Raw genomic sequence first — 25,910 nt, forward strand, 5'->3', positions numbered from 1 at the left:
ACAGGAAGTAAAATGAAGCAAATTTTTATATCTGCCCTCGCAATGAGCTTTGCAGTTTCAGGGTGCGCGCGACTTGATCACCTCGGCAAAGCACCGTCCTTCAGCCCCGCTATGGCAACCAGCGAGCACAATGCGATGCTTTCGCCTGGCTTGCCGGTAACGGCTGATGCCTCGTCACCTACCGAAGCTGCGTCGCTTTGGTCGGGCGCCCGGCAATCGCTGCTGGGAGACAGAAGGGCAATTCAAAAAGGCGATATACTTACAGTTGTGATTGAAATCGATGAAGAGGCTGAAATTTCAAATGCAACCGATCGATCCAGATCCGGATCGGAGAGCCTCGGCATTCCTAGCCTCTTTGGTTTACCTCAGAGAATTGACGAACGTTTGCCTGACGGCGCATCAACAACTGATGCTGTGTCGATCAATTCCTCCAGCAGTTCTTCGGGCGACGGATCAGTTAAACGAAACGAAAAACTGACGCTGCGTGTCGCGGCGACAATTGTCGATGTCTTACCAAACGGTGTTCTGTCGATTGCCGGCAGTCAGGAGCTTCGCGTTAACTTTGAAATGCGCGAACTGCTGGTCACGGGGTATGTCCGTCCGGAAGATATCTCGCGACAGAATGAAATCACATACGACAAAATCGCGACCGCGAGGGTTTCCTATGGCGGCCGGGGCCAGATCAGTGACGTACAGCAACCGCGGATGGGCCAGCAGGTACTTGATGCAATTCTGCCCTTTTGAAAGTGAGCCGAGATGAAGTTTCTGATCCCCCTGATAATGCTGTTTGTTGGATCTGGTGCAGGTATCGGAGCAGGCTTGTTTCTGAAACCTGAGCCGGAACCGGTAGAATCCGCAGAGGAAGAAGCCGCCTTGAAAGAGGGCGAAGATGCCGCTGTCTCCGAAGAGATCAAAGCACCTGAAAGTTCCGACGAAGCCGACCCGACGATGCAATATGTCAAATTGTCGAACCAATTTGTGATTCCGGTGGTGTCAGACAACAAAATTGCATCGATGGTTGTTGTCTCTTTGAATGTTGAGGTTCCGGCAGGCAAGGATCAGATCATCTACGATACGGAGCCTAAAATCAGAGATGCCTTTCTGCGGGTGCTGTTTGACTTTGCCAATATCGGCGGCTTTGACGGCGCATTTACAGACAACAATAACCTTGATGTTCTGCGACGTAATCTGCGGGAGATTGCACAGAAAACTATGGGATCAGACACGATCAATGATGTCCTGATTTCAGATATTGCCCGTCAGGATTATTGACCAATCTGATCCTTTGAGATTGAACTTTTGGCCACGCTTGCGGGCAGTCTGGGCAACCCTTCAGCGTTTCATCTGCAGATGTGATGCAATGGTCTTCTCCAGTACCTTGCTGTTTTGCTGCCTCGATTTGTCACAGCGGTGCTTTTCTCCAAGCTGATCCGCCACCAGCACTTTTCCATAGGCGTCTCTGACACGCTGCACATATTGCTCTTTTTCGGCCAGTGTCTGAGCAAGTTGAAGGTTCAGCTCAACTTTTGTTCTTCCTACCCAGGATTTCCAGATAATGTCCGCACCGATTGTCTGCATGGGGTGATGAACCGCCTCTTCGGCTGATCTTGCCTGCTGATCCAAACGTGAAAGCTCTGCGCGCAGCTGTGCCTCCCGCTGGAGGTACTCTTGCAGATCCTGTTGTCGCGCCAGGTACTGAGTACGCACGACTTTTGAAAGGTTCTGTATATCCTGATCTTTCAATATGCCCTGCCTTTCGTTCGTTTTCTCATGGCTTCCGAGAAGCGGATGGCCGCAGCAACTGCCCGGTAATACTCCGGGGCAATCTCTTCATTCAGATCCGTTGTGGCGTGCAGGGCCCGTGCCGTAGGCGGATCGCTGTGAATGGGAACTTCATTCTCGGATGCGATTTCACGAATGCGCAACGCGATCTCGTCCACGCCTTTGGCGACGCAGACGGGTGCTTTACCGGGTTGGCGGTCCCACTTCAGCGCAACAGCATAGTGGGTGGGATTGACAATAATGACGTCGGCCTCGGGCACATCTGCCATCATTTGCGAGTTGGCCGATGCGTGGGCGCGTTTGCGCCGTTCTTGTTTTACGTGCGGATCGCCCTCGCTGTTTTTGGTTTCGTCCATGACCTCTTTTCTGGACATCATGTTTTTTCTTAAGTGCTCGAAATGCTGCCAGATGGCGTCCACTCCGCCGATCACACCAGAAACGCAGACAACCACGAACAGAAAGCTCAGACAGATTTTTGTGAGTAACAGAACGATTGAATAGGGATTGGAAAACAGTGAGGCGACCATATCGTTCAGGTTCAGCCTGATAAAAACACCCAGACAGACCGAATATATGACAAGTTTGATCGTACTGATCAGAAATTGAAAAAGCCCGGACCGCCCGAATTTATTCTTTGCATTGGAGATAGGGGAAATCTTGGAGAGTTTTGGCTTTATTTTTTCCGGGGCGAACACGATCCCCTTCAGCGCGAAGAGGCAGACAATGACAAAAATCGCCGGCATCGCGAAGATTGGCCCCAGCGAGGTCGCTACACCGGCGATGAGCCCACCTGCAGGGGCCGAAGCCCGCCCGTTAAAAAATAACTCAGCAAGTTGCGCGGGTTGGTCAATCATAGTGGCAAGAGTTTCGCCCAGCGCCAGCATGCCAGAGCCGCCCGTGAGCAGAAACGCAGCGAACAACCCCGCATAGCCTGCAGCCGTGAGCATTTCGGCCGATCGTGCGAATTCTCCCTTGCGCCGCGCTTCGAGAAGCTTCTGAGGCGTTGCCTCAAATGACTTCTCTGTATCTTCGTCCTGCCCGCTCATCTGGTATTGCCGAAGGGATCAGCAAGATAGTGATCCATTGCATCCGTCCATGCCGCAAGAATGGAAGGTGCAGCAATCATGAGCAGGGCCAGGCCACCTGCCGTGATAAGTGGCGCGCCAACGAAAGCGACCATGAGCTGAGGCATTGCTTTGTTTATTGCGCCCAGCGCCAGGTTGTAGACGACCGACAAAATCACAAACGGCGCTGCCAGAGTAAATGCCAGCGCAAAGGCGTGAGCGATCTGTTCGACGCCCCAGTCAGTCAGGTCGCTTGCGCTGGCAAACTGCCCGAAGGGGATGAAATCATATGATAATATGATCAGCAGCGCTGCCTTGACGTGCAGACCAGTCATGACAGCGAGCGCAAGGCCGCCGACGATAAGAATGTAACCCATGGCAGGAAGCGGATCGACCGCCGCACCGCCGAGGACCTGAGACAGTGAAGTCGACTGAGCAGCAATCGAACCTGCCGTCTGCAATGCAAGAACAAAAAGCCTCACACCGATACCAATCGCCAGGCCGGCCAGGGATTCAGACATGACCATCAGCCCAAGGGTGCCGAAACTTTCCGGCGGGGAAATTTGCGCCAGTGCTGGCGCAGTGATAAAAGTGAACGCCAGTGCTACTGCCAGTTTAACGCGCGCCGGTATTGATTGCTCTCCGAATGCAGGCAACATCGCGACCAGCGCACCCACCCGCAGAAAGACTGCGAAGCCATGCCAGACCTGTGCAGACAAAAGCGCGAGCAGCTCTCCAGAAGCTGTCATGCGGCGACGACGCCAACGAGCGAGGGGCGGGCATCCAATCCAATCTCCTCGAACGAAAGGACGGGATTGTTAATGCCCTTGGCGCGCATGACGGTTCTGAGAAACCGCCGGCGTCTTGTGCTTGTAACAACCGCCGCATGTATCCCGTTTTCAGTAGCGTCCTGCAGTTTCTTCGACACGTTCTCAGCCAGCTGGTTGAACAGATCGGGCGGCAAAGCAATGTCGAGGCCGCGATCTGCCTCTACCTGATAGGTGCTGAACGTATCTTCCCATTCCGGTGCCAGCTGGACCAGCGGCAGTGTTCCGTCATCCCGGCGCATTTCAGCAACAAGCTGGAAACCCAGACGCTGACGTACATGTTCGCAAATCGCTTCAGGCTGCGCGTTTCTGGCCCGTGCTTCCGCAGTTGCTTCTAGGATCAACGGCAGATTTCTGATGGAAACCAGCTCATCCAGAAGCAGTCTGAGCACCGCATGAAGGACATCGATCGGCACTTTGTCGGGGATCATTTCATCAAGCAGTTTTCTGTTTGCCTCAGCGCGCGCCGGGTTCGAGATATTCACCATCTCGGACAGCAGCCGGCGCAGGGATTTCAGTGTCAGGAGACGGCTGAAGTTCCGTTTGACGGTTTCCAACAGATGTGTCGCCAGAATTTCGGCCGGGGTTACAAGCGTCAGACCGTTCAGGGCGGCATTTTCCTGATCCTTGCTGCTGATCCAGCGTGCCGGCGCGCCATAAACCGGCTCCATTGTATCCGTACCGTCGGGCAGGGCGGACACATCCTCGGGCACGAGGGCCAGCACCTGATCCGCGCTCAAAATTGCACGTGCCTGTTCCACACCCTGAATACGCAGAACATATGTGCCGGAAGAGAGCGCAGGATTATCAGTGAGCCGGATTTCCGGCAGGATCAGGCCAAACACCGACGCAACATGCGTTCTCATGTTTGCGATTCTTGCATCGAGGCCGGTTCCTGGATCCAGCACCATGTTTACAAGATCGGGAGCGAATTCGACATGTACGTCGTCGATCTCAAGAACATCTCCGAGAGGTTTTTCGGCCGGAACACTGACTTCGGGAACGGTTTCATCCAGAAGAGGTTCGGTTTTTTTCTTTTTGTACAACATGTAAGATGCCACACCGAGCGCGATACCACCTACCATAAACGGTGCGAACGGCAGGCCCGGGAACAGCCCGAATGCCAGCATAAGAGCGGCAACTGTTGCCAGAGCAGCGGGGTGTTTTCCTAATTGGCTGAATACTGCCAGATCTGTTGCACCCGTTGCGCCGCCACGTGCCAGCAGCAGCGCTGAAGCAATCGAAATCACAACAGCGGGAATTTGCGATACAAGTCCATCGCCCACAGTCAGGATCGCGTAAGTTTCAAAAGCCTGGGCAATCGGCATGTCGTGCACCGCAATGCCCATAACCAATCCTGCAACCAGGTTCAGCAGGGTGATCAGGAGGCCCGCAACCGCATCGCCTTTGACAAATTTTGATGCACCATCGAGCGAGCCAAAGAAGGTCGTTTCCTGTTGCTCGCGTTCGCGCCGTTCTTTTGCTTCGGTGTGTGTTATGGCACCGGCAGACATATCGCTGTCGATGGCAAGCTGTTTTCCAGGCATGCCATCCAATGCGAAGCGCGCTCCGACTTCGGCCATCCTGGCCGCGCCCTTTGTGATCACCATAAAATTGACGATCAAAAGGACGCAGAAAACAACCAACCCCAGAAAGACGCTGCCCCCCATTACAAACTGCGCAAAACTTTCAATAACGTCACCCGCTGCGTCAGTTCCGGTATGACCTTCACCGATGATAAGCTTCGTTGACGACACGTTCAGCGAAAGGCGCAACATCAACGATGCAAGCAGGATTGTTGGAAACGCAGAGAAATCCAATGGCCGCTCGATAAAGAGAGTTACAGTAAAAATCAGGATCGCAAGCGCGAATGAAGCAGCGAGACCCGTGTCGAGTACCCAGGCGGGCATTGGCAGGATCATCATGACAATGACGGCCATCAATGCCACGGCCAGCAGAATGGTCGGATTGAGAAACGCTTTTACACTCAGATTTTGCATTTTCAGTTACCACTCACGGATCGATCAAACAAACTGGTCCCAGTACCGGCAGTTCTCGGAACAAGAGAACCCATGGCTGGCCTTTCACTGGTCCGCTGCAAGAAGGGGAAGGAGTTTACGCGAATGGTGGCGGAAGCAGGATCATTTGCCTGGTAATCCAGTGACGCAAAAATTTCGCTGTAGCGACTAAGGTAGTTTTCAGAGTGACGTGCTGTTCTTGAATGAAATTTGCCAACGGCCGTCGTCCAGTCACCTGATTCCTGATATAAGGTTTTCAAAAAACGCGCGGCGTATTGCGCATTCTTCTCCGGGTTTATCATTTCTTCCAATGTATCGAAGTGGTCGCCGTGCCAGTGAAAGTTTATTTGAAAACAACCGATATCAAGACTTCTCTCGCCCCGTTGAATTTCGTTTCGTATATACTGCAGGGCTTCGAATTCGTTTTGGAACCATACTCCGGTACCGGCACTGTTTACTGTCCATGGCCAGGGCAGGAATTCATTGTGCAGGGTTCTGCCTGTCTCGGTTCGTGTCACTGCTTTCAGAACCCGCAGTGGAACATTTATAAGGTGGGATGCGTGCTGTGCCGCCTGGTCGCAAACACTGGAAGTGTTTTGAAGCGCGGAATTAGCCGATAGTTTTTTTGGCGCCCACAACGTGAAAGAAATTACCATCAATACGACAGTTGCCAGTGTCAAAGGGTACATAGCCCATCCATTTTACTGTTTCATTCTGAAACTTGTTAAATGGTAGCTTCTTATGGTTTATTTTGAGTAACCAAAGGCTGGCAAAAAAGGCGAACGTTGCCCTGAATTAGGGCCCACAACCAACTGTTCGCGGTTGCTGAGAGCCTGATGAGTGAGAGAGTGCTTTCGGGCCACCGGTTATCACTGGTCTGCCTGATCAGACCCCGACACCCAACTATTGATAGGCAAGCTGCTCGTGTTTTCGTATGCCTTCAAACAGGCTGCATCCACCACTTCTATGCCAAAATGAAGTTTCAACAGGCGTAGATCGTATCCGTCCGTTACTCGCTGTGTTCTGCCGCCAAAATTAACGCCATCCGGGCAACGATATCTTCTCTGCTTCATTATTGCTGGCGTTTTTTTCACGCCTTCCGTGAACCAGGTTCATCTTGGAGCATCACGACAGCTCAAGACACTGTTTCATTCAGTTACAATCTCGCCGAACTCATATCTGGAAACAACGCGAGAGTTGCAATTGAAACTTGAAAAGTAAGGTGCACGGAGCGCTATCCGCGCTTTAACCATACAGTCCGTTTCCCGCTCATAGGCTATCAATCTTCGAGCCAAGTACCATCCATCTGGCGCCACAGTGAAAAGCGATGAGGCCTGGCTCTAGTTGGTCTCTTGCAGGCTGGTTCCAGAAAGCAGTGTTTCGAGGGAAACACGCGCTTCGGAAGTCGTTTCAAGTATGGAGTTGGATTGCTGGATGACACCGTCCGTTTGTATTGCTTCGATCGTTGGCTGGACAGAAAGTTCTCTGACCTGGCCAAATACGGGAGTATCGTTTGCCAGAAGGTCCTCCCAGTTTTCGGAAAGCCAACCGGCTTCAGCAGCTGCAACCTCATCCTCCAGTACCTCGAAAGTTTTCTGAGCCTCCTCAGTGTCGCCTATTGCCAGCTGGGCTGATGCCAAAACCCTGTTTGCATCCGGGTCAGACATTCCGGAAACCAGCTCGATTGCCCTTTCAGGAAAGCCCCTCTCAAGTTCGATACGAGCTGAAAGTAGGCGGTGCTGTTCAATATTGAACCCACCTGTAACAACGCTCAACGCATCAGACGCCATATCAGGAAAGCCAAGGTTCAAGAGCCGGGCGGCGAGTAGACGCGCGGTTTTTGGTGTCACGAAGTTCGGCGTGGTATTGTAGTTTTCCAGATAGAGATCCAGAAATGTTACTGCTTCTGGGATCGTTGCAAGATCAGAAAACACCGCGCTTCTTGAACTCAGCATATCGCTGCCGGTTTGCGAGGCCTGATCGAGTGCAACGAAAGCTTCAGGCAGTCTGCCGGATCTGGCCAGTACTCTGGCATGAGCGGGCAATATACTTGTGGCTTCCGGTTGGCGCCTGAACTCAAATGCCATGTTTTCCAAAATACCTGCCAGCTCTGAAGGTACAGTTTCGCCTGAAGAAAGTATGGCATCCACCAGTGCGAGCACTGCTGCAGGATTTCTTCCATCATCTTCCTTGATTGCTTCATCAAGTACTTCGTTAGCTGCTTCGTTTTGTCCCTGTGCTTTGAGAATTTTTGATTCGGGCAGCGGTGCGGCTGAAGCAGTCCTTGAGTTTACCTGCTCCACATTCCGTAATACAATTGATGCAGCATCGACTTCACCTAAATCTATCAGCTTTTCGCTGAGCGCAGGGCCCAGTTGAAGCCTGAGGTGTCCGGGCAGCATGAACAGATTTTCGATCACTGCTCCTACGTCTATCCTGTAGCCGTCGGTTGTTTCAGCTGACGAAAGCAGTGCCCACAGAACCAGTGCGGGTTGGCATTCGATAAAGCGGTGAAGAACCCTTGGGTTTCGCAACGCGACCCCGTCAACTATTCCGGCCATATCAAACAGCTCCGGATAGTTTTCAGCCGTGTCCTCCGCGAGCATCAGTGTCTGCCTGGCTTCCGCGCCAAAACCAAAATGGATGTACATTCTGGCAAGAGATAGCACGACCCCTTCGTTGAGCTTTCCGGTTTCATCAAAAAGACTCTCCCGAAGCTTCCCAACTTGCTTTCCGAAGGGTGCATCCGATGCCCAGGTGGCCACCGCGACTCTGTCTGCTGCCATGCAATTTTCACTGGCGTTAATACCTGGGAACGGGTTTTCTGTTTCTGGGATATCCCGGCTATCTGTCACACGCAGATTTCCGTATTCAGTTTCTTCAACGGGTGCACGCACACGTGACGAATCGAATATTGGTGCTTCGGCTTCAGTTGACTGGATGTCGATGGGAGCAGCAATTTCAGCGGCGGCGCCTTCCAATATACCAGCGGAAATAGCTTCCCCGACTTCGAGCAGGAGAGATGCCTGCGTCTGTGCTCGGATTAGGGAAGATGCCTCATTCTCGTTTGGCAACGCAGGTTCAGTTTCGGTTCCTGCGTCCGATGGACCCTGCTCAGCAGAATTTCTCCACAGTAACTCTCCGTATCCAAAGTTGTTTCTCGTCAGGGAAAGGGGGGCTTGTTCTGATGATACAGTTTCCAGAGGAGTTTCTTCGGGTACTGACGGAGGCAACGGAGGTCCGTCCAGTATGTCGATTACAAGAAAATTCGATGTTTCCACGAAAGTCTGAACAGGGCAGTCGCACGCCAGACTCAGCTCCAGGTCTGACACTGACTGTGACAAAGTCGTTAACCTGTCCCGCGGAATAATTGCAAACGCCCGGTCGGTATCAAATCCATCGTCGTGGCCAGAGAGTTTGAGAATGTGTTTTCCGACACCCGTCTCGATTTCCCATGTCACATCGTCAGGCAGTTGCATGACCAGCCTGGTAAACGATGCGTGCTCGCCCGCGCGAACGACGATGGGCTCGGCAACAAGCGGGCTGGTCAGTAGAGTTGCTGCCACGGTTACCTTCAGCAGAGAAAGTTTCATGCAGCGCTCTGTTTTACCGACTTGAGGGCTTCTTCCAGCTCAGAAAAGCTGGGACGGCAGTGAGAAGGTGTATTCTGGCGCCCGACTTCGATGCAGATGTTTGTCGCATGAGCATGCAGGTTGGCCACGAGCACCTCTCTGATAAGCTGGTAGAAATGACCATCTTCTTCGGTGACGGTTTTGACCTTTGCCGCGAAGGGGCCGACAAGGCAATACGCCAGAAAAACGCCAAGGAAGGTACCCACCAGCGCGCCACCAATCAGTTTCCCCAACACTTCCGGGGGCTGATCGATCGAGCCCATCGTCTTGATGATCCCCAGAACCGCAGCAACAATTCCCAGAGCGGGCAAACCGTCAGCCAGGTTTTGTAACGCGTGGCTGGAGTGAAGAGCATGGTGCAGATTGCCTTCCAGGCGCTTTTCGAGAACTTCCTCTACCTGATGCGGATCATCGTAGTTCATGGAAGCTGATCGCAGCGTGTCGCAGATCATGGCAATTGCTTCTTTGTCCGCGAGGATTTTCGGATACTTGGAAAAAATTGTTGAATCGTCAGGCGCCTCGATATGCTCTTCGATTGCGACGGGGTTCTGACGGGCCAGTCGGATCAGTTCAAACAAAAGACAGAGCAGATCCCGATAGTCTGAGTGGTGCCATTTTGGACCCTTGAATACGCGACCCATATCCTTTGCTGTCTGTTTTATTGCAGATGAGTCATTGCTGATCAGAAAGGCACCCAAAGCGGCGCCACCGATCATCATCATTTCGAATGGCAGGGCTTTGAGAACAATTCCCATTTTACCGCCGGCCAAAAGATAGCCGCCAAAAACCATAGCGAAAATCGTGATTATCCCGATTATACCAATCATAGCTACCCTCAGAACCAGTTATTCAGTAAACATCGCAGAATGAGGTTAAAAAAGAATTCGCCTGCTTCAGCCTCTGGGCAAATTGGCATTTCTTCCGGCGAGAATGACGCTGATCGTATATGCTTTTTCGGGAGACAGACTTGTCATGATACCTGCTGCTGCGTCGGGTCGCATTCGGCCCAGGAATCCAGCTGCAAAGGCAGGCTCCATTTCCTCAAACAATGCCGCGGCGTCTTTGGGTTTCATGTTTTCATAAACCGCAGTCAGTTTTGATACATCGTCTTCTGCAGCGGTATCGGCCACAGCCATCAGAGATCTCAGCGATTCTTCTGCTTTTTGGAGCGACTGCAGGCGTTTTTCGATCTCAGCATCCGCCACTTCCAGAGCTTTGGCACGCACAGCCATCTGACGTTCGCGCTCTTTCAGTTTTTCTTCCCGTTTCTGGAATGCCTCAAGCATCAGCGCCAGGCTCTCACGGCTGGTTACCGGTGTCTGTTCGGGCCTGGCTTCTTCTTCTGGCATGGTCTCGGCGACTTTGGGCTCAATCGCGACAGCCTGACCCGCGCTCATCCCGATTCTGATACCTGCCGATCCCAGAAACAGAAAACAAATCAGCAGAACGGACCCTTTGCCGTTTTTTCTGGAAAACATCTTTTTCATTACTGCGCTACCGCCCCCCTGTGACGCACAAACATTGGCTCACCACCAGCCTGTGCCTGTGCAGGAGCCTGCGCTGCAACGGCTGGCTCTGATCGTGCAGGCACGTCTGGAATGTCATGCATCGACGCCATCTGGAGCTCGAGACGCTGAGCCATTTTCTCTGCCCGGGTGGTCAGATCAGTCAGTGTTTCTGCAGAGCCTGCCGCAGTTGCCTGAGCTGCATCCAGCGTTTTGGTAAGGTCGTCCACCTGCGCCGACAGCACAGCAACTGCGCCGCCGACACCCTTTTCAAGGTCATTGAACCGGTTGAGACGCCGACCCAGAATAAAGCAGTAGATTGCCGCTCCCAAAGCGCCTGCCCCAAGAAAAATATCTGCAATCAGTTCCATTTCTGTCTCCTTACTGAAGCACGAATTCCATAACGAGGAGGTCTGACACCCGCCCCGGACCTACAACAATCTGCACACGTCGCAGCATCTGGGCGCGAAGCTTGTTCAGCGCCGCCGCTTCTTCCAGATCACTCAATTCCACCGCGCGCAGATAAGTGTTCAGAACATCAACAACACGCGGCATCAGCTGTTCGACTTCGTCTGTATATTTTTTGCTGACCTCCAGCTCTCCGCGAAACCGCAGGTAGCGGTTAGTGCTGTGGGAAGGCAGGGAAATTGTCAGCTGATCCATGGGGATAAACGCAACTGTCGGCTCGGCCACTTCATCTTTTTCCGGCTCAACATTTTTTTCGCCGCCACCCGATTCGGTGCCCGGTATCAGCCCGGACTGAGCTGCAAAAAAGCCGCCGCCACCGCCGGCCAGGGCCAGCACCAGTCCAATAATAAGGGGCATTTTGGACGATTTTTCTTTAACAGGTATGTCGTCTGCTGTTGCGTCAGCCATGTTGCCTCCAACTTTGATGTCAAAAACCGTTATAGACGCGATTGCACTAACCGATTGTTAAGCCAGATCGTTCAAAGTCCTTGCCAACGCCGGACAGAACGTTCTGGTATGACGGAGGCTAAAGTGCAGCAAATATTATCTGTCTGGACAGGGTTATCGATTAAGCGCCAGATCATCGTGGGTCTGGCAACCGTGGCGATGTTTTTCGCTGTGCTGGGAATGTCCCGCATGGCCTCGGCACCAACCATGACACTCCTCTATGCAGGATTGGAGAATGGTGCGGCGGGTGATGTCGTCCGGGCGCTGGAACAGCGCGGCGCGACTTTTGATGTTCGTGGCGGATCTATCTTTGTGGATGCAAAAGAGCGTGACGAGCTCAGAATGACTCTCGCGAGTGAAGGGTTGCCGGCAAATTCGAATCGCGGATACGAGTTGCTGGATACGCTCTCCGGGTTTGGAACCACATCTCAGATGTTCGACGCTGCCTACTGGCGCGCCAAGGAAGGGGAACTGGCACGGACCATCGTTTCAAGCCCACATGTGTCGATGGCGAGAGTTCATATTGCCAGTACCGGTTCAAACCCGTTCCAGAGGGGTGTGACGCCCAAAGCGTCCGTTTCCGTCAATTCCACAGGCGGCCCAATTACGTCTCAGCAAGCCAAAGCGATCCGTTTTCTTGTGTCCTCCGCGGTGGCCGGCCTCGCAGCCGACGATGTCGCGGTGATTGATTCTAACGGTACCCTTGTCGGAAACGCAGATGAGGCCGCACCGGCTGTCGGGGGTGACGACCGCGCGCAGGTTTTGCGGGATCGGGTTCAGCGGATGCTTGAAGCCCGCGTAGGTTTCGGAAACGCTGTTGTCGAAGTCAGTGTCGATACGGTGACGGAGAGCGAAGCAATCCGTGAACGGACCTTTGATCCGGAAAGCCGCGTCGCGATCAGCACGGATACCGAGGAACGTAATAACACGTCGAATGAAGCCGGTGGCGGTGACGTTACAGTCGCATCCAATCTGCCGGATGAAGAAGGCGGTAACGGGGAGAACTCTTCCTCGCAAAACAGCGAATCCCGTGAGCGGGTAAATTATGAGGTTTCTGAAACAGAACGCGAAATCGTGCGCGTGCCGGGCGCGATCAAACGTCTGACGGTGGCTGTCCTCGTCAACGACGTTGCCGAACCGGATCCGAATGGTGGGCAAACCTTCCAGGCGCGGGATGAGCAGGAACTGGACGCGCTTCGAGACCTTGTGGCATCGGCGGTAGGTTTTGATGCGGAGAGAGGTGACGTGATCACCATCAAATCCATGGCTCTGCAAAGTGTATCACCTCAGGGCACGGCGGCCGGGACGTCTCTGGTAGAAGGGCTCAACCTGGACCTGATGTCAGCTATCCAGATGGCCGTGCTGGCGCTGGTGACGTTGATTCTCGGGCTCTTTGTTGTACGCCCACTTCTTACGGCGCAGCCTGCGGCCCCTGCGGGAGACGAACCGGCAGCACTGCCACCGGTGTCCGAAGACGACCCGGCAGGTGGGCTGAGCGGAGAGGTCACGTCGGAGGACTTCGAGCTGCCAGATCTGCCCGTGATTTCGGACTTCGGAGCAGATGGTGGCTTGCCGGAACTGAACATGGCCGGTGGCATGTCTGATGATCCGGTTGATCGGTTGAGAAACATGATTGGCGAGCGCCAGGAAGAGACTGTCGAAATCCTGAGGAACTGGCTGGAAGATAAAGAGGAGAGCGTCTGATGTCTGTATCGCACAGATACAAGAATTTTGGCGGCTCCAGGAACAAAGAACCGGAGAAAGCCGCGGACTCCCAGGAAAAAGTGGAAGAGGAAAAGCTCGCGTCCTTCGAGGCAGGATATCAGGCCGGATGGGACGATTCTGCCAAAGCGCAGTCCGATGCGAAGGACAAGATCAGCAGTGATTTTGCGCAGAATTTGCAGGAAATGTCATTTTCCTATCATGAGGCTCTTTCGAAACTGACGCTCTCACTGAAGCCGGTCATGAAAGAAATCGTGGACCGCCTGTTGCCTGAGATTATGGCCAGGTCTCTGGCGGGCCATATTCTTGAGCAGGTGGACGCGCTGTTGAAAAGCGGGATGTCTCAACCTGTTGAAATTGTAGTGGCGCCTCAGAACGTTGAACTGGTGGAGAGCATTGGAGCGGGCAACATCAAAGAACCCTTCTCGGTTACAGGAGACGCCTCTGCCGGAGAAGGCCAGGCATTTGTTCGAATGGGGTCTGAGGAACGCGAAGTCGATATTGATGGTGTTCTTGCGGGTGTTTCACAAGCCGTAGACGCCTTTTTCCACGAAGCTCAAAAGGAGCAGCCAGATGAGTGATCAAGGAATTTCCGGTGCTGATGCGATCGATCAGAGCAGTCCTTTTACCTCTGTTCCCATTGAAGTGACGGTTTGTGTCGGCAAAGCGAGACCGCTTATCCGCGAACTGGTCTCGTTGGGCGAGAATGCGGTGCTTACACTCGACAAGTCAGTAGATGACCCTGTTGAGCTTTATGTGGGCGACCGGCTGATTGCGCGTGGAATGCTGGAAGAGCAGGAAGGCGAAGCTGCCGGTCAGTTGCTTGTGAGACTGACCGAGGTTATCGACCGCAGATCCGGCTCCTGAAACAGCAATGAAAACCTTACTGACCATTCTGATTGCCTTATGGGCAATCGGTGGAGCCGATCCGGTTTCGGCTCAGGATCTTTCAGTTTCCTTCGGCGACGATGGATCCATCAGCGCGCGGACAATACAGCTCTTTGTTCTGATCACAGTTCTCAGTCTGGCACCTGGGCTGGCAATTATGGTGACTTGTTTCCCGTTTCTCATAACGGTTCTGTCGATTCTGCGGCAGGCCATCGGGTTGCAGCAGTCACCACCGAATATGCTGATCGTAAGTCTCGCGTTGTTTCTTACGTATTTTATCATGGAGCCCGTGTTTACTGAAGCGTGGACCAACGGAATTGCTCCTCTGACCAATGAGGAGATCGATGTCGAAACTGCTTTCGTCCGAACGCTCGAACCGTTCAGGGTGTTCATGGCAGCTCGTATTGATCCGGAAACATTCTTTTCGATGGCAGAGCTGCGGGTGGAGACAATAAACGCAAATCCTACACCCGATGCACCACTGTCTGTTCTGATTCCAAGTTTTCTCTTGTCTGAAATTTCCCGTGCATTTCAAATTGGGTTTTTGATTTTCCTGCCATTTCTGATTATCGATCTCGTTGTCGCAGCTGTGCTGATGTCAATGGGTATGATGATGGTTCCTCCGGCCATAGTTTCTCTACCGTTCAAACTCGCGTTTTTTGTTCTGGCCGATGGGTGGAGCCTGATTGCAGGAAGTTTGGTGAGAAGCTACTTTTAGCCGATCAATAGTGCACCTTCTGCCGGTTTCGGCCAGTAAGTTGGATGTGTGGTGCGTCAGATCGCGCCAAAAAAGTGACTTCCAGGCTTGGTTGACACCTCCGGTTGATCCGGGCCGCAGAAGTATCTGCGTCGATCCGTTCCAGCTTTCTGTATTCAGACCGAACCATTGGCGCGCAAAGCGTCTGGTACGATCTTCTCGAAGGAGGCCATACCTGCAATCTGCTTTATATCGAGCGCCCGATGTTGCATCCGGCCTTCACAACTCATCTAAAGCGTCGGCAACCGCCCTTAGATATAGCGCGAATTCGGTCACAGCAGCCATCATGCCTGAGCGAGAGTTCGCGGCAGATAAGTTGAGCCTTAGACAAGTCTCTGCAATGAACGTGGCAACAGGTAGCAATGTTTACTTGATTCTGGATCGCTTTGAGCGGCCTCTATGTTGACGCAGACATTGATCCGTTCTCAGGAGTTCGCCAATTTGCCTGAACCAATGGCGCATCGTCGGTTGTTGATGAGCGACTGGATGAAGCCACGAATGGTTACCGACCGCAGATGATGGCGATCAGGCGCATAGGTTCGCGTCGGGTGGTCTGAAAACTTTGAACGCCCGTTTAGCGGATCTTATCAGGTTTACTATCTGACGATAAACTCAGCATGCAGCGCTCCCGCGGCTTTGATGCTTTTCAGGATATCAATCATATCTCTTGGTGATACGCCCAGTGCATTGAGACCGGTAATCACCTCTGACAACGAAGTACCTGTTGGTACTTCTGCAAGACCAATCCCGGGTTCTTCTTCGATTTCTGCCCGTGTTCTGGGAACCACAACGGTTTCACCTTCTGCAAATGGATTTGGTTGAACCGCAATCGGCGCCTCCTGAATACGCAGAGTCAGGTTCCCCTGGGAGACGGCAACACGGCTGATCCTTACGTCTTCACCCATAACGATCGTGCCGGATCGCTGATCTACAACCACGCGGGCTTTTCGCTCGGGTTCAACAGCGATATTTTCAATTCGGCCAAGCGCGTGTGCCACGGATATCATCTCGGTCTGCGCGATATTCAACCGGACCGTCCCAGAGTCGAGCATTATGGCGACAGGTCGTCCAAAATCATTGTTGATGGCCCGCTCGATCCGTCCTGCAGTCGTAAAATCCGCGTCACGAAGCGCGAGGCGTACTTCTGAAAGACTGGCCAGGTCAAACTCGATTTCCCGCTCCACCCGAGCGCCGGAAGGAATGACACCGGCGGTTGGCACCCCTTGCGTCACAGTCGCACCATCTCCTTCCGCAGTAGCTCCGCCTGCGATAATGGTTCCTTGTGCCACGGCATAGATCTGTCCGTCGGCCGCATTCAAAGGCGTCATCACAAGGGTGCCCCCAAGAAGGCTGCTTGCGTCACCAATTGCTGACACGGTTACATCAATCTGACCTCCACCGCGTGCGAACGGCGGTAACGACGCAGTCACAAAAACAGCGGCAACATTTTTTGGCCTGAACTGCTCACCTGTTACGTTGACACCCAGCCTTTCCAGAATATTGGCCATGATCTCTTCCGTGAAGGGAGAGTTTCGCAATCCGTCACCTGTTCCGTTCAGGCCGACGACCAATCCATAACCGACGAGGTCATTCCCTCGGACGCCGTCAAACTCCACGAGATCCTTAATGCGTACCGGACTGCCCGATACCGACGTTGAAAAGGTAAGAGCGACGAGGATCAGCGAAAGAAAAAATCTCATAGGAAATTCACCAGTGAAAGCTGTGCGTTACGGGCAGTGACGGAGTAAAGGCTCTGCAGATAGAACTGCACGTTTTCAAGTTCGGTAGCCGTTTCAAAAGGATCAGCAGCCAACAGATTGTTGCGAGCGAATTCTAAACTGGTTTCCTGAGCAATATTGCGGGCCGAAATCATTTCGATGCGCTCTTCCGTAAAACCAATTCTTGATCTCAGTCCGGTCAGCTCATCCTGATTAGACCGCAACCCTTCCCCGAGGCGCAGATACAGATCGGATTGAGTTGGCACGTCCAGTCCAATCGTCGGATCACCTCCCAGTGCAGCAAGCGTGGTGTGCATCAGCAGATTTTTGATGGCGTCATTATCCGCCCGCACGTCAAGGGTAACACGCTCTGTTTCTGATAACACGAAGGGTGCGAGCGCAGTATCCGATCCCGCATAGATGACAGTATCGAAGCCGGCTGGATCGTCGAACCACGTCTGCGCCGCGTTCAGGATATCATCTGGCGTAGTGAAGCCGGTAATGACTGTGCGTACCGCATCAATAAGCACCTGGGCCTCAGGCAACGGCGTCCGGTCAGTGGCAATGCCGCCAAACAGACTTCTGCCGGCGACGTCGTCATTAATGGACTTTATCATTCCGTCCAGTTGTACGGTGGCATTCTCGGAAGGATTGCCAGCGACAACGCCAATCGGACCGCCACCTGCAATAAGCAGATCAAGGCCAAGATCCGCCCCCAGGTCCTGTGCCCGTTCAAGAGCAAGTTGCATGGCATCGGTCACAAAGGCAGCTTCACTGTTTGCTACAGAATAGCCTTCCAACACCTCCAATGACCTTTCCAGACCGGTGAGGTAGCTGTGGTTTCCTGCCAGAACCTGCTTGATATCCGCAACCCGGCCACTCGAGAGCTCGTCGGTCAGCCGGAACAGATCATTCCTGAGTGCCACGCTGCGGCGTTGCGTCATGAAAGAATTTGAAAGATCGCCAATTGAAACAGAGCTCATGTCTTACAGCCTCAGAATTGTTTGCATCATTTCGTCCGCCGCTTCGATCATTCGGACATTTGCGGCGTAGCTTTGCTCGACCACCAGCAGGCGCTGGAGTTCTTTGTCGGTATCAACGCCTTCGTTGAGCATAAGCTGTGTAAGTTCGTCATATTGCGTCGAGGCAAAACTCTGTCTCTGCTCGGATTGGAATCTGTCCGAACCCAGCTGCGACGTCAGCGCAGAGACGAGGTTGATTACTGAAAACGACCCGGCGCCGAAATCTCCGGAGGCCGGTGTGCGTTTTTCCGTCAGAGCGTCGCTGAGGGACTGCAGCAACCTCGCATCCCCGACCTCGCCCGGCACAACTGCATTCATACCGTCGCGGATCCGCCACGCCTCTCCGCCCTGACGTTCGTCCACAGCCGCGTTAATTTCCAGCCTGCTGGAAATCCCGAGTTCATTCAGGGGGTCAAATGCGATGCCTTCATCTGTAAAGAGCCCCGGATCTCCGACCGCCAGTGTGGTGTCGACTGCCGGGTCCTGGAACCTTTCAATAAGGTCCCGGGCGATTGCGTCGAGTTGCGACTGAGCCTCAACAGCAAGCTCGTCCCGGATTTCGAATTGCGCGCCCAGAGAGCCACCGCCAAGAGAGCCGCGTTCGCTTGTGGTATTCAGACTGATCCCGTTCATTGTCAGACCCGACAACGTTCCGGCGCCAATGCTCATATAGGCCGTGACCTGGTTGACGGGTGTGAACTCTATCTCTGCTGCACTGCCATCAAGGAGGATGACCCCTCCGGTAGAATACAGGGCAATCTGGCCATTCTCACGCGGCACCTGCCGGACGGGAACCAAAGCGCTGATTTCATCCACGAGCGCCTGACGGGAATCTTCAAGGGCTGAAGGGTCCCCCCCAAGGGTTATCGTCCTGGTGATACGGTCATTGAGTTCTTTGACACTCGCCAGAGAGCTGTTGAGCCGGTCAACCTGTGCGTTGATGGTGCTGTCGGCATCGCTCCGGGCTTCCTTAAGTTCGACAGAAGCTCCTGAGATGAGCGATGCCAGATCTCGTGCGGCATTTACTGTGCCGGTCAGGCGTTCGGGCGCGTCCGGCCGGCTGGACGCTGTAATCAGGGCACTCTCAAACTCCGCAACCCGGGCAGAAAGTGAATTTGGCTCATCAGGCGTGCCCAGAAAATTCTCATAGCGGGACAGAAAACCAGTCCGGTCCGCTGAATTTGAGAATGAGGCACTGGACAGGCGCAGATCCTGCAGCAGCCCCGGGTTCACATTGCGAACCACCCCATCGACACTGACGCCGCCAAGCTCCGATGAGGACAGCGACAAACCTCTGACCCCGTAGCCCGGCGTCATGGCGTTTGCGATGTTCGCGGAAATGACTTCAGATGAGCGCCCCGATGCGCTCAGACCTGACATGGCGTTTGAAAGTGCCGATGAAATGGACATTCATGTTCTCCCGGTAACTGCTTTAGTCAAACGCCGGGTATCAGCGTTTGATGTTTGTTGTTTCCTGCAGCATCTCATCCACAGTCTGAATGACTTTCGCGCTGGAGGAATATGCGCGCTGGGTCTTGATCATATCCGTCAGTTCCCCGGCGACGTCGGTCGTTGATTCCTCGCGGGCAAAGGAAACGATATCACCCGTGGGTCCGTCGCCGGCGTCCCAGAGAAAGAAGGACCCACTTTGGCGCGTCGGCAGGTAGGTCTGACTGTCAAATGACTGGAGCCCGTTGAAGTTTGGAACGTTGATCAGCGGGATCTGGTAGATCGTCCGAATTTCGCCGGTATCAAACGAGGCGCGGACAAATCCGTTTGGATCAACATCGACCCCGACAAAGTTACCAATGGCCGAGCCGTCTTTGGTCACCGAGATCGGTGCGAAGTTATAAGAAAGCTGAGACAGGCCTTCGGTATCACCGAGCGCACCGATGTCGATTTCGATCGGGCCGGCAGCCACGTTGATTGTCAGCAATCCGGTCGTGCCATCATAAGGCGCACTGCCGCCGGCAGGTACAGTCGGAGAGGGTGTCACTGTCGCAAGCGACCCGCCGCCTACACGGGCATCGGTAAAGGTCATTTCATACTCACCGATGATCGTGCCCGGGTCCGTGGAGTCATACATACGCATGGTCCAGCGGTTGGTCGCAGGGTCCGTTGGCAGTGCCGGAACATCTGGTGTGAACGTGATGTTCACGCTCTGTGAGGTGCCAAGGTTGTCAAAGTATTCAACGGAGATCTGTTCCACGTTACCGGCCGAATCTGCTTCGGTGGACGTTGCGGGCAGGTTGATCCCGAGGGACATGGCGGTTGTCGGGTTACCGGCAAGTTGTCCGGTATTGATACGGACAGGTTCAAGCCCGTCTGCCGTGTCCCGGGGGAATGCCGGAATGGAGCCGTCAGCAGCGGCCGGCCATCCCATAAGGACCAGCCCCGACTGGGAGGTCAGATAGCCTTCTGCATCGGTTCTGAACGATCCGGTGGTCGTCAGATACATGGGCGCATCGGTTCCGGCCGTCTGGACCTGGGCCGCCTGTGCCACCGGCAGCATACCGCCCCCACGCACCGCAAGATCTGTCGAATTGGATGTGGAAATCAGCGTGCCGCGTTCGTCGATAAGGCGCTGAGTATTGGCCCGGACACCGCCGGCTGCGTAAGATCCGCCGCCACCGGAGAGAACCATTGATTCAAAGTCGGTTTCAACCCGCTTGTAGCCATAGGTCGAGGAGTTCGCGATGTTGTCTGAAATAGAAGCCAACCGCTGAGCATTCGTCTGCAATCCTGCAACACCTGCGTTGAGCGATGATGAAATGGACATAAGCACGCCTTTCTGATGTGAGATCCAAGTCCCACACCAGATAGACATGCCCGCTTAACAGCGCGCTAACATATAAAATGCGCTGTATTTATGCCCGTGCTCACCGCAGCAGCACGATTTCCACCCGCTCGTTCCGGGCGGCCATCGGATTGTCCACCACAAGCTCCCGGTCTGCATGACCTGTGACACGTTCGATACGTTCAGGAGTGACACCTTCACGCTCCAGGATGTTGCGCGTCAGATCGGCTCTGCTGGACGACGTGTCCCACACAGGGTTTTCCGTCGCAACCACAGGAAAGGCTCTGACATGGCCACCGATAGCAACCTGATTGGTCACGGCAACGCTTACGCCAGCGACAAGAGAGACCAGATCATCGAGAAGTTTTGTGGGCTCAGCCGTGCCGCTGACAAACAGAGGCGCGTTTTCCCGCGAGAAAAGCTCGATCACGAGGCCTTCGTCAGTGATGCGTGTGACAATGTGTTTGAGCAGATTGTCCATGACCTCGGTTTCGCCACCGCGTCCGATCAGTTCGGCAATCAGCGCCTCAAAGTCTGTGTCCGACTGCTCTTCGCCACCTTCAGGCGCTGAACCGGTATCTCCGCGCGACTTATCCTGCTCGGCGGCATGTTCTTCGGTCGCGCCACGCCCTTCCTGAGGAAGCGTGTCCTCGGACATCATACTGTCGCCACCAAAGTTCCCGTCGCCGCCTCCGGAGACGCGGTTGATCGGAATGGTTGGCGAGAAGTAATCCGCCAGCCCCGACCGCTGTTGTTCTGTTGTTGCGTTCAGCAACCACATCATCATGAAGAAGGCCATCATCGCCGTTACGAAGTCCGCGTAAGCGACCTTCCAGGCACCACCATGGTGGCCACCTGCGATAACTTTTTTCCTCTTGATGATGATTGGTGCCAGATTGCTCTGCGCGCCCATATCTCCACCACTCATTAATTCACCCAGGGATAGATGTACCCAGAAGAAGTTTAAGCGAGCTTAATGCCGCCCGGGTTTTTCAGCGCTTGCCAGTTCGCGGCAAAGCGGTCCAGATGGATGCGGGGGATAACGCATGACAACGGCCGGGATCACCGACAGCAGATATTCCTGGCTCAGGCTCTGCATCACCCTGGCTGCCGGTGTAATCGCCAATGTCGGTATGTGGGCCATCATCGTGATCATGCCGGCCGTCGAGGCGGAGTTCGGTGCAGGCCGCGCCGAAGCCTCGATGCCCTATACCCTTACAATGGTGGGATTTGCGCTTGGCAATTTTGTGATCGGCCGGGCGGTAGACCGGTTCGGTGTCACGCTGTCGCTCATCATTGCCTCTCTGGGGATTGCGGCAGGCTTTGGTCTGGCGACGCTCAGTACATCGATCGCACTTCTTTCTGCTGCGCAGCTGCTGGTTGGTTTTGGGTCGGCTGTCGGATTTGGTCCGCTGATTGCAGACATCTCGCACTGGTTCGTGCGCAGACGGGGCATTGCAGTGGCCCTGGTTGCGAGCGGAAATTACCTCTCAGGCGCGTTCTGGCCGCTTGTACTTGCGGGCATGCTGAATGATGGGGGCTGGCGCGATGTGTACCTTTTACTGGGTGCTGTCACGCTGATCGGTGTTATCCCGCTTGCGTTCTTGCTGCGCAGAACTGTGCCGGACTCTGTGCGGGCCACTGCCGAGATCGCCTCTGGTCTGAATGCGCGCAGTTCGGGGCTTTCGCCGCGGGCACTGCAGTATCTGCTGGGCCTTGCGGGTATCGGCTGCTGCGTCGCCATGTCGATGCCGCAGGTACATATCGTTTCCTACTGTGTTGATCTGGGATATGGCCCGGCGGTCGGGGCAGAGATGCTGGCCCTGATGCTCATGGGTGGTGTTGCCTCGCGCGTTGTGTCCGGCCTCGTTGCCGACAGACTGGGGGGCGTGCCGACACTGCTGATCGGTTCTGCATTGCAGTGCCTCGCGTTGTTTCTGTATCTGCCATCCGGGGGGCTGGTCTCGCTCTATCTGGTCAGCATGATCTTTGGCCTCAGCCAGGGTGGCATCGTGCCCAGCTATGCGCTGATTGTGCGCGAATACATGCCTGCCCGCGAAGCAGGTGCCCGTGTCGGTTTTGTCATGATGGCCACGATCATGGGCATGGCCCTGGGCGGTTGGATGTCGGGGTGGATCTACGACGTGACCGGGTCGTACAGGCTCGCGTTCCTGAACGGTATCGCCTGGAACGGTCTGAATATTGCGATCATTCTCTGGCTCTGGGTGCGCAGCAAACCACGTAGTATTCCTGCCGTGCCTGCCTGATCACTCCGCGCGCAATCGCGCCAGCGCGATCTGTCTCTGCCGTTCCCGAAATCGGTTTTTGTCGTCTTCGGATGTTTCATGCGCGCAGTTGTGACAGCTGACACCGGCCTCGTATTCCGGGCGGTCTGTATCCTCGGGCAGTATCGGCCGGCGGCAACCATGACAGAGCATATGCGGGCCCTCACGCAGTCCATGTCCGACACTGACGCGGTTGTCGAAAACAAAGCAATCGCCTTCCCAGGCGCTCTGTTCTTCGGGAACCTCTTCCAGGTACTTCAGAATGCCGCCTTTCAGGTGATAGACGTCCTCTACACCCTGACCCAGCAGGTAATTGGTTGATTTTTCACAGCGGATGCCGCCGGTACAGAACATAGCGATCCGTTTGTTGTGAAAGCGCTCCCTGTTCGCCTCCCACCAGGCGGGAAAATCACCAAAGCTCGCGGTTTCCGGATCCACCGCGCCTTCAAAGGTGCCGATGGCAACCTCATAGTCGTTACGCGTATCAATCACAGCCACATCCGGCGAGCGGATCAGGTCGTTCCAGTCTCCGGGTTCGACATAGTGTCCAACGCGCGCACGCGGATCGACATCCGGCTGACCCATGGTGACAATCTCTGGCTTGAGCCTGACTTTCATACGGCCAAACGGCGGCTGATCACTCGTCGCTTCTTTCCATTCCAGATCGCTACAACCCGGCAGAGCGCGCAGATGGGCGATCACCCGGTCAATGCCTGCCCGCGGTCCGGCGATGGTGCCATTCACACCTTCGCCCGCCAGCAGCAGCGTTCCCGTGATGTCCTGTGCCAGGCACAGATCCAGCAGCGCTGGTTTCAGCGCGGCCGGATCATGGAACCGGGTAAAGTGATAAAGGGCGGCAATCGTGTACATGAGCGGCTGGATACGCCGATGTCTGCGGCCTTTCAAGCGGGCAGAAAACCGCATGTCCCCGGGCCTGGCATTGACGCCGCGCGCTGCCACGCATACCCAGCAAGGAGACCGAGGAGGCCCGCCAATGACCACCGCTCTGATTGTTATCGATGTTCAGAAAGACTTCTGCCCGGGGGGCGCCCTTGCCGTGCCCGGCGGAGATGAAATTGTCGACGGGGTGAATTTGCTCATGGCAGAATTCGGGGCAGTGATCCTGACGCAGGACTGGCATCCCGCGGGCCATTCCTCCTTTGCGTCGTCGCATGAGGGACGTGCACCATATGATGTGAAACAGATGCCCTATGGCCCCCAGGTGCTCTGGCCCGATCACTGCATCCAGGGCAGCACCGGCGCGCAGTTCCACCCCGACCTGACAACAGACCGTGCTGATCTGATCATCCGCAAAGGGTATAATCCCGCAATCGACAGCTATTCGGCCTTTTTCGAAAATGATCACACAACACCGACGGGGCTTGAAGGCTATTTGCACACGCGTGGCATCACCGATCTGGTCATGGTCGGGCTGGCGCTGGATTTTTGTGTCAACTTTTCGGCTGTGGATGCTGCGAAACTGGGGTTTTCCGTCACAGTCCGCGAGGCGCTGTGCCGGGCGATTGACCTTGACGGGTCGCTGGATGCCGCGCGGGACGGCATGCGGGCTGCTGGCGTGAGTCTGGTATAACGCCAGCATGGCCGGAACCTGCTGCGGCCTGTGCTTGCCAGGCCCAGGCCAGTTTGCTTTAAACGCCCGGACAATCATCGGAGTCTGACCCTTGGACATCGCAACACGCGTCTGGAACCATAAATGGAAGATCGACCCGATCGTCAGATCCCTGATTGATACGGATTTCTACAAGCTGCTGATGTGTCAGTCTGTTTTCCGTAACAAGCCGGACACGCGCGTCACCTTCAGCCTGATCAACCGATCAAAAACCGTACCGCTCGCCGACCTGATCGACGAGGGAGAGCTGCGCGAACAGCTGGATCATATCCGGTCCCTGTCCCTGTCGCGCGGTGAAAGTACCTGGCTCAGGGGCAACACCTTTTACGGCAAACGCCAGATGTTTCGCCCGGATTTCATGGAATGGTTCGAGCAGCTGCGTCTGCCGCCCTACCATCTGGAGCGCAAAGGCGATCAGTATGAGCTGACATTCGAGGGCAGCTGGCCCGAGGTCATGCTCTGGGAAATTCCCGCCCTCGCCGTGCTGATGGAACTGCGCGGGCGTGCTGTGCTCAACCGCATGGGCAAATTCGAACTGCAGGTGCTTTATGCCCGCGCCATGACGCGCGTCTGGGAAAAGATCGAGGCGATGCGGGATATTCCGGATCTGTCCATTGCCGATTTCGGCACACGCCGCCGCCACAGCTATCTGTGGCAGGACTGGTGCGTCCAGGCCATGCAGGAAGGGCTGGGGAGTGCCTTCACCGGCACCTCTAACTGCGCCATCGCCATGCGGCGCGAACTGGAAGCTATCGGCACAAATGCACATGAACTGCCGATGGTTTATGCGGCCCTGGCCGAGGACGATGCCGCCCTGGCACAGGCCCCCTACGACGTTTTGTCAGACTGGCACGAAGAGCACGAAGGTAACCTGCGCATCATTCTGCCGGACACGTTTGGCACAGCGGGCTTTCTTGAGAAGGCCCCCGACTGGCTGGCCGGCTGGACAGGCATCCGCGTCGACAGCGGCGATCCGGCACAGGCCGCAGAACAGGCTATCAAATGGTGGAAAGACCGCGGAGAAGATCCGTCTGAAAAACGGGTGATCTTCAGCGACGGGCTCGATGTTGCGAAAATCAGGGAGCTGCATGGGCAGTTTGCCGGGCGCACCAATGTGTCTTTCGGCTGGGGAACCTTGCTGACCAATGATTTCCGCGGCCTGGTGCCCGATGACCGTCTGGCGCCGTTCTCACTGGTTTGCAAAGCTATCAGCGCCAATGGGCGCCCCACAGTGAAACTGTCGGACAACCCCAACAAAGCCATGGGCCCGGCGGATCAGATTGACCGGTACAAACGGGTATTCAATGTCGGCCGGCAGGCGCTTCAGGACGTTATTGTCTGAAAGGAA

At 54.8% G+C, this 25,910-nt stretch carries 25 protein-coding genes; 9 read left to right on the top strand and 16 right to left on the bottom strand.

Features of this window, described 5'->3' with window-relative positions; all coding sequences use genetic code 11:
• The first annotated feature begins 12 nt into the window (after positions 1–12).
• Together flgH and Q1A34_RS09135 are read left to right on the top strand one after the other, a co-directional pair.
• A complete protein-coding gene (flgH, locus tag Q1A34_RS09130; RefSeq protein WP_300033234.1) occupies positions 13–744 on the top strand; it encodes a flagellar basal body L-ring protein FlgH in 732 nt (243 codons plus the stop codon).
• A gap of 12 nt (positions 745–756) precedes the next feature.
• Positions 757–1,272, top strand: a complete 516-nt coding sequence (locus Q1A34_RS09135) for a flagellar basal body-associated FliL family protein (RefSeq protein ID WP_300033237.1) — start codon at positions 757–759, stop codon at positions 1,270–1,272.
• A 60-nt stretch (positions 1,273–1,332) separates the two neighbouring features.
• Here Q1A34_RS09135 and Q1A34_RS09140 read toward each other — a convergent pair whose 3' ends face one another.
• The 10 genes from Q1A34_RS09140 to Q1A34_RS09185 all read right to left on the bottom strand — a co-directional run bounded on the left by Q1A34_RS09140 (position 1,333) and on the right by Q1A34_RS09185 (position 11,704).
• Positions 1,333–1,743 (bottom strand): hypothetical protein, encoded by a 411-nt coding sequence (locus Q1A34_RS09140; RefSeq protein WP_300033238.1) that lies wholly within the window; start codon positions 1,741–1,743, stop codon positions 1,333–1,335.
• Complete coding sequence (locus Q1A34_RS09145; RefSeq protein WP_300033240.1) at positions 1,740–2,828, bottom strand: flagellar type III secretion system protein FlhB; 1,089 nt, start codon at positions 2,826–2,828, stop codon at positions 1,740–1,742. The genes Q1A34_RS09140 and Q1A34_RS09145 overlap by 4 nt, the downstream gene beginning before the upstream one ends.
• A complete protein-coding gene (locus Q1A34_RS09150; protein ID WP_300033242.1) occupies positions 2,825–3,595 on the bottom strand; it encodes a flagellar biosynthetic protein FliR in 771 nt (256 codons plus the stop codon). Before Q1A34_RS09150 ends, Q1A34_RS09145 begins: the two co-directional genes overlap by 4 nt.
• On the bottom strand, positions 3,592–5,673 hold the full coding sequence (gene flhA / locus Q1A34_RS09155) for a flagellar biosynthesis protein FlhA (protein ID WP_300033245.1): 2,082 nt from the start codon (positions 5,671–5,673) through the stop codon (positions 3,592–3,594). The genes Q1A34_RS09150 and flhA overlap by 4 nt, the downstream gene beginning before the upstream one ends.
• A 2-nt stretch (positions 5,674–5,675) precedes the next feature.
• Entirely contained in the window at positions 5,676–6,209 is a 534-nt protein-coding gene (locus Q1A34_RS09160) for a transglycosylase SLT domain-containing protein (RefSeq protein ID WP_300033247.1), read from the bottom strand.
• An 822-nt stretch (positions 6,210–7,031) separates the two neighbouring features.
• On the bottom strand, positions 7,032–9,284 hold the full coding sequence (locus Q1A34_RS09165; RefSeq protein WP_300033249.1) for a hypothetical protein: 2,253 nt from the start codon (positions 9,282–9,284) through the stop codon (positions 7,032–7,034).
• Positions 9,281–10,150, bottom strand: coding sequence for a flagellar motor stator protein MotA (gene motA, locus Q1A34_RS09170; RefSeq protein ID WP_300033250.1), 870 nt, complete (start codon positions 10,148–10,150; stop codon positions 9,281–9,283). The genes Q1A34_RS09165 and motA overlap by 4 nt, the downstream gene beginning before the upstream one ends.
• A gap of 66 nt (positions 10,151–10,216) precedes the next feature.
• Positions 10,217–10,810 (bottom strand): hypothetical protein, encoded by a 594-nt coding sequence (locus tag Q1A34_RS09175; RefSeq protein WP_300033251.1) that lies wholly within the window; start codon positions 10,808–10,810, stop codon positions 10,217–10,219.
• A complete protein-coding gene (locus Q1A34_RS09180) occupies positions 10,810–11,199 on the bottom strand; it encodes a hypothetical protein (RefSeq protein ID WP_300033253.1) in 390 nt (129 codons plus the stop codon). The genes Q1A34_RS09175 and Q1A34_RS09180 overlap by 1 nt, the downstream gene beginning before the upstream one ends.
• 10 nt (positions 11,200–11,209) lie before the next feature.
• On the bottom strand, positions 11,210–11,704 hold the full coding sequence (locus Q1A34_RS09185) for a flagellar basal body-associated FliL family protein (protein ID WP_300033255.1): 495 nt from the start codon (positions 11,702–11,704) through the stop codon (positions 11,210–11,212).
• A gap of 123 nt (positions 11,705–11,827) precedes the next feature.
• On the opposite strand from Q1A34_RS09185, the gene fliF reads away from it, so the two are divergent.
• Genes fliF through fliP form a run of 4 tightly spaced genes read left to right on the top strand, consistent with a single transcriptional unit; the run spans position 11,828 to position 15,071 of the window.
• A complete protein-coding gene (fliF, locus tag Q1A34_RS09190; RefSeq protein WP_300033256.1) occupies positions 11,828–13,447 on the top strand; it encodes a flagellar basal-body MS-ring/collar protein FliF in 1,620 nt (539 codons plus the stop codon).
• Positions 13,447–14,046, top strand: coding sequence for an ABC transporter ATP-binding protein (locus tag Q1A34_RS09195; RefSeq protein WP_300033258.1), 600 nt, complete (start codon positions 13,447–13,449; stop codon positions 14,044–14,046). The genes fliF and Q1A34_RS09195 overlap by 1 nt, the downstream gene beginning before the upstream one ends.
• On the top strand, positions 14,039–14,332 hold the full coding sequence (locus tag Q1A34_RS09200; RefSeq protein WP_300033260.1) for a FliM/FliN family flagellar motor C-terminal domain-containing protein: 294 nt from the start codon (positions 14,039–14,041) through the stop codon (positions 14,330–14,332). Before Q1A34_RS09195 ends, Q1A34_RS09200 begins: the two co-directional genes overlap by 8 nt.
• Positions 14,333–14,339: 7 nt before the next feature.
• Positions 14,340–15,071: a flagellar type III secretion system pore protein FliP gene (fliP, locus tag Q1A34_RS09205; protein WP_300033261.1), complete on the top strand. Its 732-nt coding sequence runs from the start codon at positions 14,340–14,342 to the stop codon at positions 15,069–15,071.
• Between the two features lie 635 nt (positions 15,072–15,706).
• On the opposite strand, the gene Q1A34_RS09210 is transcribed toward fliP, so the two are convergent.
• The 5 genes from Q1A34_RS09210 to Q1A34_RS09230 form a co-directional block, all read right to left on the bottom strand.
• Positions 15,707–16,810, bottom strand: coding sequence for a flagellar basal body P-ring protein FlgI (locus Q1A34_RS09210; RefSeq protein ID WP_300033263.1), 1,104 nt, complete (start codon positions 16,808–16,810; stop codon positions 15,707–15,709).
• The gene (locus Q1A34_RS09215) at positions 16,807–17,811 is read right to left on the bottom strand and encodes a flagellin (RefSeq protein WP_300033265.1); all 1,005 of its coding nucleotides are present in this window, start codon (positions 17,809–17,811) and stop codon (positions 16,807–16,809) included. The genes Q1A34_RS09210 and Q1A34_RS09215 overlap by 4 nt, the downstream gene beginning before the upstream one ends.
• Before the next feature lie 3 nt (positions 17,812–17,814).
• Positions 17,815–19,260 carry a flagellar hook-associated protein FlgK gene (flgK, locus tag Q1A34_RS09220; protein WP_300033267.1) on the bottom strand — a complete coding sequence of 482 codons (1,446 nt, stop codon included), beginning with the start codon at positions 19,258–19,260 and terminating at the stop codon, positions 17,815–17,817.
• A 40-nt stretch (positions 19,261–19,300) separates the two neighbouring features.
• The gene (locus tag Q1A34_RS09225) at positions 19,301–20,629 is read right to left on the bottom strand and encodes a flagellar hook protein FlgE (protein ID WP_300033269.1); all 1,329 of its coding nucleotides are present in this window, start codon (positions 20,627–20,629) and stop codon (positions 19,301–19,303) included.
• A 100-nt stretch (positions 20,630–20,729) separates the two neighbouring features.
• Positions 20,730–21,560 carry a flagellar motor protein MotB gene (locus tag Q1A34_RS09230; protein ID WP_300034100.1) on the bottom strand — a complete coding sequence of 277 codons (831 nt, stop codon included), beginning with the start codon at positions 21,558–21,560 and terminating at the stop codon, positions 20,730–20,732.
• Positions 21,561–21,693: 133 nt separating this feature from the next.
• On the opposite strand from Q1A34_RS09230, the gene Q1A34_RS09235 reads away from it, so the two are divergent.
• A complete protein-coding gene (locus tag Q1A34_RS09235) occupies positions 21,694–22,914 on the top strand; it encodes an MFS transporter (RefSeq protein WP_300033271.1) in 1,221 nt (406 codons plus the stop codon).
• Here the strand turns inward: Q1A34_RS09235 and Q1A34_RS09240 are convergent, their stop codons facing one another.
• Positions 22,915–23,802 carry a rhodanese-related sulfurtransferase gene (locus tag Q1A34_RS09240; protein ID WP_300033273.1) on the bottom strand — a complete coding sequence of 296 codons (888 nt, stop codon included), beginning with the start codon at positions 23,800–23,802 and terminating at the stop codon, positions 22,915–22,917. It lies immediately after the preceding gene.
• Positions 23,803–23,926: 124 nt separating this feature from the next.
• Between Q1A34_RS09240 and pncA the strand changes: the two genes are divergently transcribed.
• The gene (pncA, locus tag Q1A34_RS09245; protein ID WP_300033275.1) at positions 23,927–24,523 is read left to right on the top strand and encodes a bifunctional nicotinamidase/pyrazinamidase; all 597 of its coding nucleotides are present in this window, start codon (positions 23,927–23,929) and stop codon (positions 24,521–24,523) included.
• Between the two features lie 91 nt (positions 24,524–24,614).
• Positions 24,615–25,904 (top strand): nicotinate phosphoribosyltransferase, encoded by a 1,290-nt coding sequence (gene pncB, locus Q1A34_RS09250; protein ID WP_300033278.1) that lies wholly within the window; start codon positions 24,615–24,617, stop codon positions 25,902–25,904.
• Positions 25,905–25,910: the final 6 nt, after the last annotated feature.

The sequence above is a fragment of the uncultured Roseobacter sp. genome, from assembly GCF_947491795.1.
In the GTDB taxonomy this organism is placed as follows: domain Bacteria; phylum Pseudomonadota; class Alphaproteobacteria; order Rhodobacterales; family Rhodobacteraceae; genus Roseobacter.

What these genes read in the sequence shown, in the direction of transcription:
- flgH (WP_300033234.1), top strand. Translation starts at nt 13, where the DNA reads ATGAAGCAAATTTTTATATCTGCCCTCGCAATGAGCTTTGCAGTTTCA.
- Q1A34_RS09135 (WP_300033237.1), top strand. Translation starts at nt 757, where the DNA reads ATGAAGTTTCTGATCCCCCTGATAATGCTGTTTGTTGGATCTGGTGCA.
- Q1A34_RS09145 (WP_300033240.1), bottom strand. Translation starts at nt 2,828, where the DNA reads ATGAGCGGGCAGGACGAAGATACAGAGAAGTCATTTGAGGCAACGCCT.
- Q1A34_RS09150 (WP_300033242.1), bottom strand. Translation starts at nt 3,595, where the DNA reads ATGACAGCTTCTGGAGAGCTGCTCGCGCTTTTGTCTGCACAGGTCTGG.
- flhA (WP_300033245.1), bottom strand. Translation starts at nt 5,673, where the DNA reads ATGCAAAATCTGAGTGTAAAAGCGTTTCTCAATCCGACCATTCTGCTG.
- Q1A34_RS09165 (WP_300033249.1), bottom strand. Translation starts at nt 9,284, where the DNA reads ATGAAACTTTCTCTGCTGAAGGTAACCGTGGCAGCAACTCTACTGACC.
- motA (WP_300033250.1), bottom strand. Translation starts at nt 10,150, where the DNA reads ATGATTGGTATAATCGGGATAATCACGATTTTCGCTATGGTTTTTGGC.
- Q1A34_RS09175 (WP_300033251.1), bottom strand. Translation starts at nt 10,810, where the DNA reads ATGAAAAAGATGTTTTCCAGAAAAAACGGCAAAGGGTCCGTTCTGCTG.
- Q1A34_RS09180 (WP_300033253.1), bottom strand. Translation starts at nt 11,199, where the DNA reads ATGGAACTGATTGCAGATATTTTTCTTGGGGCAGGCGCTTTGGGAGCG.
- Q1A34_RS09185 (WP_300033255.1), bottom strand. Translation starts at nt 11,704, where the DNA reads ATGGCTGACGCAACAGCAGACGACATACCTGTTAAAGAAAAATCGTCC.
- Q1A34_RS09195 (WP_300033258.1), top strand. Translation starts at nt 13,447, where the DNA reads ATGTCTGTATCGCACAGATACAAGAATTTTGGCGGCTCCAGGAACAAA.
- Q1A34_RS09200 (WP_300033260.1), top strand. Translation starts at nt 14,039, where the DNA reads ATGAGTGATCAAGGAATTTCCGGTGCTGATGCGATCGATCAGAGCAGT.
- fliP (WP_300033261.1), top strand. Translation starts at nt 14,340, where the DNA reads ATGAAAACCTTACTGACCATTCTGATTGCCTTATGGGCAATCGGTGGA.
- Q1A34_RS09210 (WP_300033263.1), bottom strand. Translation starts at nt 16,810, where the DNA reads ATGAGATTTTTTCTTTCGCTGATCCTCGTCGCTCTTACCTTTTCAACG.
- Q1A34_RS09215 (WP_300033265.1), bottom strand. Translation starts at nt 17,811, where the DNA reads ATGAGCTCTGTTTCAATTGGCGATCTTTCAAATTCTTTCATGACGCAA.
- flgK (WP_300033267.1), bottom strand. Translation starts at nt 19,260, where the DNA reads ATGTCCATTTCATCGGCACTTTCAAACGCCATGTCAGGTCTGAGCGCA.
- Q1A34_RS09225 (WP_300033269.1), bottom strand. Translation starts at nt 20,629, where the DNA reads ATGTCCATTTCATCATCGCTCAACGCAGGTGTTGCAGGATTGCAGACG.
- Q1A34_RS09230 (WP_300034100.1), bottom strand. Translation starts at nt 21,560, where the DNA reads ATGGGCGCGCAGAGCAATCTGGCACCAATCATCATCAAGAGGAAAAAA.
- Q1A34_RS09235 (WP_300033271.1), top strand. Translation starts at nt 21,694, where the DNA reads ATGACAACGGCCGGGATCACCGACAGCAGATATTCCTGGCTCAGGCTC.
- Q1A34_RS09240 (WP_300033273.1), bottom strand. Translation starts at nt 23,802, where the DNA reads ATGTACACGATTGCCGCCCTTTATCACTTTACCCGGTTCCATGATCCG.
- pncA (WP_300033275.1), top strand. Translation starts at nt 23,927, where the DNA reads ATGACCACCGCTCTGATTGTTATCGATGTTCAGAAAGACTTCTGCCCG.